This is a genomic window from Litorivivens sp. (assembly GCF_041625495.1).
Taxonomy (GTDB): Bacteria; Pseudomonadota; Gammaproteobacteria; order Pseudomonadales; family Spongiibacteraceae; genus Litorivivens.
Map to the genome: position 1 here is coordinate 1 of NZ_JBFJTH010000174.1, position 7,652 is coordinate 7,652.

Below are 7,652 nucleotides of genomic sequence, written 5' to 3' on the forward strand. Positions count from 1 at the left end.
CGCGTCAAGACAGTGCTCAAACAAAAGGCAGGTAACTGATAATGGCGGAAGCATCAAACAATGCACGTACTGCCACCGGTAGAGTGGTCAGTGACAAGATGGAAAAAACCATCACTGTCCTCGTTGAGCGTCGAGTGAAGCACCCGGTGTACGGCAAGTACATCACCAAGTCTTCCAAGATTCATGCGCACGACGAGAACAACGAGTGCAAGAGTGGCGACTTGGTAACCATCAGCGAGACTCGTCCATTGTCCAAAACAAAGTCCTGGACTCTGTTGCGGATCGAAGAGAGTGCCGCCGAAGTTTAAGCGGCTGTTGTGTAATCGGTAGTGATACACAGATAAGGGTTTGGGGTAGGACATGATTCAAACACAATCGTATTTGGATGTAGCAGATAACAGCGGTGCCCGTCGCGTTATGTGTATCAAAGTGCTGGGTGGTTCACACCGACGCTACGCGCGCGTTGGAGATCTGATCAAGGTTTCCGTTAAAGAGGCGATTCCGCGTGGCAAAGTGAAGAAAGGCCAGGTTATGAGCGCTGTTGTAGTTCGTACCAAAAAGGGTGTGCGTCGTGGGGACGGTTCTGTGATCCGTTTTGACGATAACGCTGCGGTGCTGCTGAACAACAACCTGGCACCGATCGGTACGCGTATTTTTGGGCCGGTGACTCGGGAGCTTCGCAGCGAACGATTCATGAAAATTATCTCTCTGGCACCGGAAGTGCTGTAAGGCACGGTAACGGAAAGGGTTGAAGCAGAATGCGTAAGATCAAAAAGGATGACGAAGTAATCGTCATCACCGGTAAAGACAAAGGTAAGCGCGGCAAGGTACGTAAAGTACTCGGTGAGCGTGTATTGGTTGCTGGCGTAAACATGGTGAAAAAACACCAGCGCGCCAATCCGCAGGCAGGTGTAGCCGGCGGCATCGTTGAGAAAGAAGCGGCGATCCAGATTTCTAACATCGCTATCTTCAATCCGGCTACCAGCAAGGCTGACCGTGTTGGCTTTAAGGTAGAAGACGGTAAGAAAGTACGCATTTTTAAATCCAGCGGCGAAGTAATCGACGCGTAAGTTGGTTGGAAAAGAACATGGCGAATCTGAAAGAGCTCTACGACACAGAATTGCGCAGCAAGCTGAAAGAAGAGCTTGGCTTGGCGAACGTAATGGAAGTTCCGCGCATCACTAAGATCACACTGAACATGGGTGTTGGTGAGGCTGTGGGCGACAAGAAGGTTCTGGACAGCGCAGTTGCTGATCTGGAGCGTATCGCTGGTCAAAAACCAGTTGTCACCAAAGCGCGCAAATCCATCGCGGGCTTTAAGATTCGTGATGGTTGGCCGATCGGTGCCAAAGTTACACTGCGCGGCGAGCGTATGTATGACTTCCTGGAGCGCCTGATCAGCATTGCGATCCCTCGTGTTCGCGACTTTCGCGGCATCAGCCCGAAGTCATTTGACGGTCGCGGCAACTTCGCGATGGGCGTAACAGAACAGATTATTTTTCCGGAAATTGAATACGACAAAGTCGACAAGCTGCGTGGTCTGGATATCACCATTACCACTTCAGCGCGTAACAACGATGAAGGTCGAGCTTTGTTGAAAGCATTCAAATTCCCATTCAAGAACTAAAGGGTAGAGATTATGGCAAAGCAGTCAATGAAAGCCCGTGAAGCCAAGCGAGCTAAAACGGTCGCTAAATACGCGGCGAAGCGTGCTGAATTGAAAGCAATCCTCAGCAGCCAGTCGGCTTCTGATGAAGAAAAGTGGGATGCGCAGATTGCGCTGCAGAAATTGCCCCGCAATGCCAGTCCTATCCGTCAGCAGCGTCGCTGCCAGCTGACTGGCCGTCCACATGCGGTTTACCGCAAGTTTGGCCTGTGCCGTAACCAGCTGCGTGAAGCAGCGATGCGCGGTGACGTTCCTGGCCTGGTTAAGGCCAGTTGGTAATCAAGAGTATTGTGGCGCCGGTCACTCCGGCCAGAGTTGGGAGCAGAACATGAGCATGCAAGACCCGTTGGCGGATATGTTGACCCGCATCCGCAACGCTCAAATGGCAGGAAAGACCAGCGTTGCTATGCCGTCTTCAAAGTTAAAGCAATCCGTTGCTAACGTATTGTTGGAAGAAGGTTACGTCGCAGGTCATCGTGTTGAGCAAGATGGCGCGAAAGCGCAACTGGTTATCGACCTGAAATATTTCCAAGGCAAGCCGGTTATCGCTGAAATTCAGCGCTCCAGCCGTCCCGGTCTCCGTACCTACGCCGGGAAAGATGAGCTGCCGAAAGTACGCGGCGGATTGGGTGTTGCCATTGTCTCCACCAGCAAAGGTGTGATGACTGACCGAGCAGCCCGTGCTGCCGGTGTTGGTGGCGAAGTACTCTGTACCGTCTTCTAAAGATTGATATTGGCGAGTTTACAAAATGTCTAGAGTAGCTAAAGACCCGGTAAGCATCCCCAAGGGCGTCGAGGTCAAGCTGGGCGACAGCGACATCGCGATCAAGGGTTCTAACGGGAACCTGACACTGGCGATCCATGCGTCCGTTGAAGTCAAGCAGGAAGAGAACACTCTGGTGTTCGCTCCTCGTGACCCAAAAGGCGGCTGGGCGATGGCGGGTACTACCCGCGCACTCGTCAACAACATGGTTGTCGGTGTTAGCCAGGGGTTCGAACGAAAGCTTCAGCTGAACGGTGTTGGTTATCGAGCTAAAGCTTCCGGAAACACTGTTAACTTGACGCTGGGTTTCTCACACCCAATCGATTATCAGCTGCCAAAGGGCGTTTCTGCTGAAACTCCCAGTCAGACTGAGATCGTGCTGAAAGCTGCAGACAAACAATTGTTGGGTCAGGTCGCTTCTGAAATTCGCGCCTTCCGTCCGCCAGAGCCTTATAAAGGCAAGGGTGTGCGTTACGCGGATGAGTACGTCCGCCGTAAAGAAGCGAAGAAGAAGTAAAGGCTGAGATTATGAGCGTAAAGAGAGATTCAAGATTACGTCGCGCCCGTCGCTCACGTGTCAAAATGCGTGAACTTCGTGCAGTCCGCTTGACCGTACATCGCACACCGCGCCACATGTACGCCCAGGTTACTACAGCCGAGGGTGACAAGGTGCTGGCCAGTGCGTCTACGCTCGACAAGGAGTTGCGCGGTAATGCAACGGGTAATGCAGATGCTGCAGCAAGTGTAGGCAAGTTAATTGCCGAGCGTGCCAAGGCTGCCGGTGTTACCAGTGTAGCGTTTGACCGTAGCGGTTTCCGTTACCACGGCCGTGTTAAAGCACTGGCTGACGCTGCACGTGAAGGCGGCTTGGAATTCTAAGAGGCGAGCAATGGCATACGAGCAGAAAAGTAAAGACAATACCGAAGGCCTGCAGGAAAAGCTGGTTCAGGTAAACCGCGTCGCTAAAGTGGTTAAAGGTGGTCGGATCTTCGGCTTCACCGCATTGACTGTTGTTGGCGATGGTAATGGCAAAGTAGGTTTCGGTCGTGGCAAGGCGCGTGAAGTGCCGGTCGCTATCCAGAAAGCCATGGAAGCCGCGCGTCGCAACATGATCCAGGTGGATCTGAATGGCCACACTATTCAGTACCCGGTGAAGGCACGCCACGGTGCATCCAAGGTATACATGCAGCCTGCATCAGAAGGTACTGGCGTAATTGCCGGTGGTGCGATGCGCGCAGTACTTGAAATTGCCGGCGTTCATAACGTACTGGCGAAGTGCTACGGCTCGACCAACCCGGTAAACGTGGTTCGCGCTACCATCAACGGCCTGAAAGCAATTTCATCGCCGGAAGATGTTGCTGCCAAGCGCGGTAAGTCAGTCGAAGAGATTACAAGCTAAACGAGCTGGAATTGGAACCATGGCGAAAACGATCAAAGTAACCCAAACCCGGTCTACATCAGGCCGTCTGCAAGCTCATAAAGCCTGCGTGGCAGGATTGGGTCTGCGCCGGATTGGTCATACCGTTGAAGTCGAAGATACTCCTTCTGTTCGCGGCATGATCAATAAAGTTAATTACATGGTTCGTGTTGAGGATTAAGTGATGAGCTCAGATATGCGTTTGAATACATTGAGCCCAGCGCCCGGTCGCACGAAAGATGCTAAGCGCCGCGGACGCGGTATTGGTAGTGGCCTGGGTAAAACCGGTGGCCGCGGTCACAAGGGTTTGAAGTCTCGTTCCGGCGGTAAAGTACGCCCCGGTTTCGAAGGCGGTCAAATGCCCTTGCAGAAGCGTCTGCCGAAGTACGGCTTTACATCTCGTCTGGCGCGGGTAACTGCGCAGGTGCGTACGGCTGAGCTGGCGAAAGTTGATGCCGATGTAATCGATCTCGATGCGCTCAAGCGCGCCGACATCGTAGGCACTAACATTGAGCGTGCCAAAGTGTTCCTGTCTGGTGAGTTGACCAAGGCAGTAACCATCAAGGGATTGGCTGTGACAAAAGGCGCACGTGAGCTGATTGAAAAAGCTGGCGGTAAAGTCGAAGACTAATCGGGGTACAGCATGGCGAAGCCAGGACCGGGGTCCATCAATCAGGCAGGATTAGGCGAGCTGTTTGCTCGCCTTCGTTTTGTACTGCTGGCGATAATTGTTTATCGCATCGGCACCCATATTCCAGTACCTGGCATCAACCCGGATCAGCTGGCAGCACTGTTTAACCAGAATCAAGGTACGATTCTGGGGCTGTTCAACATGTTTTCCGGTGGTGCTCTGGAGCGGATGAGTATACTCGCGCTCGGCATCATGCCTTACATCTCTGCATCTATCATTATGCAGCTGATGTCGGCGGTGAGCCCGCAGCTCGAAGCGCTTAAGAAAGAAGGTGAAGCTGGGCGACGCAAGATTACCCAATACACTCGCTATCTTACGGTAGCGTTGGCGACCCTCCAGGGTACTGGTATGGCCGTCGGTATGGGCAATCAAGGCCTCGCATTTGAGCCGAACTTTGCGTTTTATTTTGTTGCCGTAGTTTCACTGGTAACTGGCGCAGTGTTCATGATGTGGCTGGGTGAACAGATCACCGAGCGCGGGATCGGCAACGGGATTTCGCTGTTGATCTTTGCTGGTATTGTGGCGGGCCTGCCTGCCGCAGTTGTGCAATCGCTGGAGCAGGCGCGTCAGGGTGAGATCAACATCCTGGTGTTGCTGGGTATCCTCGCGCTGGCAATTGCGGTGATTTATCTGGTGGTGTTTATCGAGCGGGGCCAGCGTCGTATCACCGTCAACTATGCCAAGCAACAGCGCGGTCGCAAGATGTATCAGGCCCAGAGCAGCCATCTGCCGCTCAAGGTCAACATGGCGGGTGTTATCCCAGCCATTTTTGCAAGCTCGATCCTGCTGTTTCCTGCGTCTATAGCGCAGTGGTTTGGGCAGAGCGGTGACGAAGGGATGGAGTGGCTGCAGGAGGTTGCTCTCGCGATTGGTCCCGGCCAGCCGTTGAACATCCTGTTGTTCACAGTATTGATCGTTTTCTTCTGCTTCTTCTATACGGCGTTGATGTTCAACCCGAATGAAGTCGCAGAGAACCTGAAGAAGTCCGGTGCGTTCCTGCCCGGTATTCGTCCAGGTGCGCAAACAGCGAATTACATAGATGGCGTATTAACCCGCCTGACCATGTTCGGTTCACTGTATATTGCGCTGGTTTGTCTGCTGCCGCAGTTCTTGGTAGTGATGTGGAATGTGCCCTTTTATCTGGGCGGTACCTCGCTGCTGATCGTGGTTGTGGTGGTTATGGATTTCATGGCACAGGTTCAGTCGCATCTCATGTCTCATCAATATGAGTCAGTGATGAAAAAGGCAAACCTCAAAAATTACGGTGGCGGCCTGCGTTAAGAGCCGGCCCGGTTTTCAGGAGAAGTTGAAATGAAAGTGCGCGCATCAGTAAAGAAAATTTGCCGCAACTGTAAAATGGTTCGCCGCAAAGGTGTGGTACGGGTTATCTGCTCTGCAGAACCGCGCCATAAGCAGCGTCAGGGTTGATTTGTCTGGGCCTTGCGTATAGACTATCGCGCCTTTCGCGTGCGGTAGCCCGCTGCATCAAGGCTGGGTACCGGGTTTGAACCCGGAATTATTGTTTGGAGTGTTATAAATGGCTCGTATTGCTGGTGTAAACATACCAGATAACAAACACGCCGTGATTTCGTTGACTTACATCTACGGAATCGGTCGCACCACAGCCAAAAGTCTGTGTGCGGCAACGGGTGTAGCGGAAGATGCCAAAATTGGTGATCTGAACGAAGAGCAACTGGATTTGCTGCGTAATGAAATCGGCAAAATCCAGGTTGAAGGTGATCTTCGTCGCGAAGTATCTATGAACATCAAGCGTCTGCTTGACCTGGGCTGCTACCGTGGTCTGCGTCATCGTCGTAGCTTGCCAGTTCGTGGACAGCGCACGAAAACCAATGCCCGCACCCGTAAAGGCCCGCGTAAACCGATTCGCAAGTAACGTTTGTTAGTATCTGCGACTTTTGGTTTCCGCTTTAGTGTAGCTACACCCCGTCCGGCTCAGGCTGAAGACAATGTGTAGTGTTGATATTAGAGATAGGACGTAAACATGGCTAAGCCCGGTTCTACCCGTAAAAAGGTAAAGAAAACCGTAGTGGATGGCGTTGCCCATATCCACGCATCATTTAATAACACGATCGTTACCATCACTGACCGCCAGGGCAACACCCTGAGCTGGGCAACTGCCGGTGGTAGCGGTTTCCGTGGTTCACGTAAGAGCACCCCGTTCGCTGCGCAGGTAGCTGCTGAGCGCGCTGGTGAAGCTGCGAAGGACTACGGCCTCAAAAACCTGGACGTCGAAGTTAAAGGTCCAGGGCCCGGTCGTGAATCTGCTGTCCGTGCATTGAACAATTGCGGATACAAAATCACCAATATTACCGACGTGACGCCCATCCCGCACAATGGATGCCGTCCGCCGAAAAAACGTCGCGTGTAATTAACAGATAAACAGGAATACATGGTATGGCTCGTTACATAGGCCCTAGCTGCAAACTCTCCAGACGGGAAGGCACTGACCTGTTTCTCAAGAGCGGCGTCCGTCCTCTGGATTCGAAATGCAAGGCTGAAACAGCACCGGGTATGCACGGTGCGCGTCGTGGTCGTTTGTCAGACTACGGTGTCCAGTTGCGTGAAAAGCAAAAGGTTCGCCGTATGTATGGCGTTCTGGAAAAGCAATTCCGCAATTACTACAAAGAGGCTGCGCGCCTGAAAGGTGCTACTGGTGAAAACCTGCTGCGCCTGCTTGAGTCGCGCCTCGATAACGTGGTTTACCGTATCGGTTTCGGTGCTACTCGCGCTGAAGCTCGTCAGCTGGTATCCCACAAGGCCATCGCGGTTAACGGTCAGACTGTTAACATTGCCTCGTATCAGGTTAAACCTGGCGACGTGGTCTCTGTTCGTGAAAAGTCAAAAAACCAGCTGCGCATTAAATCTGCGATGGCGTTGGCCGCTCAGCGCGGTGACATCGGCTGGATTGACGTAAACGCGGACAAAATGGAAGGCACTTTTAAAGCCAATCCAGATCGCACTGACCTCTCTTCAGAGATCAACGAGCATTTGATTGTTGAGCTTTACTCTAAGTAAGTTGTCAGCCCAGTTAATCTCACTACAGGTGAAACTATGCAGAGTGCAGTGAACGAATTTCTCACACCCCGCGTGATTC

At 52.5% G+C, this 7,652-nt stretch carries 16 protein-coding genes; all 16 read left to right on the forward strand.

What is annotated here, in order from left to right; translation table 11 throughout:
• The first annotated feature begins 41 nt into the window (after positions 1-41).
• A complete protein-coding gene (rpsQ, locus tag ABYP39_RS15795) occupies positions 42-308 on the forward strand; it encodes a 30S ribosomal protein S17 (RefSeq protein WP_372758663.1) in 267 nt (88 codons plus the stop codon).
• Positions 309-360: 52 nt separating this feature from the next.
• On the forward strand, positions 361-729 hold the full coding sequence (gene rplN, locus ABYP39_RS15800) for a 50S ribosomal protein L14 (protein ID WP_372758662.1): 369 nt from the start codon (positions 361-363) through the stop codon (positions 727-729).
• Positions 730-758: 29 nt separating this feature from the next.
• Complete coding sequence (rplX, locus tag ABYP39_RS15805; protein WP_372758661.1) at positions 759-1,070, forward strand: 50S ribosomal protein L24; 312 nt, start codon at positions 759-761, stop codon at positions 1,068-1,070.
• A gap of 17 nt (positions 1,071-1,087) precedes the next feature.
• Positions 1,088-1,627, forward strand: a complete 540-nt coding sequence (rplE, locus tag ABYP39_RS15810) for a 50S ribosomal protein L5 (RefSeq protein ID WP_372758660.1) — start codon at positions 1,088-1,090, stop codon at positions 1,625-1,627.
• Positions 1,628-1,639: 12 nt separating this feature from the next.
• Positions 1,640-1,945, forward strand: a complete 306-nt coding sequence (rpsN, locus tag ABYP39_RS15815; RefSeq protein WP_372758659.1) for a 30S ribosomal protein S14 — start codon at positions 1,640-1,642, stop codon at positions 1,943-1,945.
• Positions 1,946-1,994: 49 nt separating this feature from the next.
• Entirely contained in the window at positions 1,995-2,390 is a 396-nt protein-coding gene (rpsH, locus tag ABYP39_RS15820) for a 30S ribosomal protein S8 (RefSeq protein ID WP_372758658.1), read from the forward strand.
• A gap of 25 nt (positions 2,391-2,415) precedes the next feature.
• Positions 2,416-2,946: a 50S ribosomal protein L6 gene (rplF, locus tag ABYP39_RS15825; protein ID WP_372758657.1), complete on the forward strand. Its 531-nt coding sequence runs from the start codon at positions 2,416-2,418 to the stop codon at positions 2,944-2,946.
• An 11-nt stretch (positions 2,947-2,957) separates the two neighbouring features.
• Positions 2,958-3,308, forward strand: a complete 351-nt coding sequence (gene rplR, locus ABYP39_RS15830; protein ID WP_372758656.1) for a 50S ribosomal protein L18 — start codon at positions 2,958-2,960, stop codon at positions 3,306-3,308.
• A 10-nt stretch (positions 3,309-3,318) separates the two neighbouring features.
• The gene (gene rpsE, locus ABYP39_RS15835; RefSeq protein ID WP_372758655.1) at positions 3,319-3,828 is read left to right on the forward strand and encodes a 30S ribosomal protein S5; all 510 of its coding nucleotides are present in this window, start codon (positions 3,319-3,321) and stop codon (positions 3,826-3,828) included.
• 19 nt (positions 3,829-3,847) lie between these two features.
• On the forward strand, positions 3,848-4,027 hold the full coding sequence (gene rpmD / locus ABYP39_RS15840; RefSeq protein WP_372747761.1) for a 50S ribosomal protein L30: 180 nt from the start codon (positions 3,848-3,850) through the stop codon (positions 4,025-4,027).
• 15 nt (positions 4,028-4,042) lie between these two features.
• Positions 4,043-4,477 carry a 50S ribosomal protein L15 gene (gene rplO / locus ABYP39_RS15845; protein WP_372758669.1) on the forward strand — a complete coding sequence of 145 codons (435 nt, stop codon included), beginning with the start codon at positions 4,043-4,045 and terminating at the stop codon, positions 4,475-4,477.
• A gap of 12 nt (positions 4,478-4,489) precedes the next feature.
• Complete coding sequence (gene secY, locus ABYP39_RS15850) at positions 4,490-5,818, forward strand: preprotein translocase subunit SecY (RefSeq protein ID WP_372783501.1); 1,329 nt, start codon at positions 4,490-4,492, stop codon at positions 5,816-5,818.
• A gap of 30 nt (positions 5,819-5,848) precedes the next feature.
• A complete protein-coding gene (gene rpmJ, locus ABYP39_RS15855; protein ID WP_183410239.1) occupies positions 5,849-5,965 on the forward strand; it encodes a 50S ribosomal protein L36 in 117 nt (38 codons plus the stop codon).
• 109 nt (positions 5,966-6,074) lie between these two features.
• Entirely contained in the window at positions 6,075-6,431 is a 357-nt protein-coding gene (rpsM, locus tag ABYP39_RS15860; RefSeq protein WP_372749166.1) for a 30S ribosomal protein S13, read from the forward strand.
• A 108-nt stretch (positions 6,432-6,539) separates the two neighbouring features.
• Complete coding sequence (rpsK, locus tag ABYP39_RS15865; RefSeq protein WP_183410241.1) at positions 6,540-6,926, forward strand: 30S ribosomal protein S11; 387 nt, start codon at positions 6,540-6,542, stop codon at positions 6,924-6,926.
• A gap of 26 nt (positions 6,927-6,952) precedes the next feature.
• Entirely contained in the window at positions 6,953-7,573 is a 621-nt protein-coding gene (gene rpsD / locus ABYP39_RS15870) for a 30S ribosomal protein S4 (RefSeq protein ID WP_372749167.1), read from the forward strand.
• Positions 7,574-7,652 lie beyond the last annotated feature (79 nt).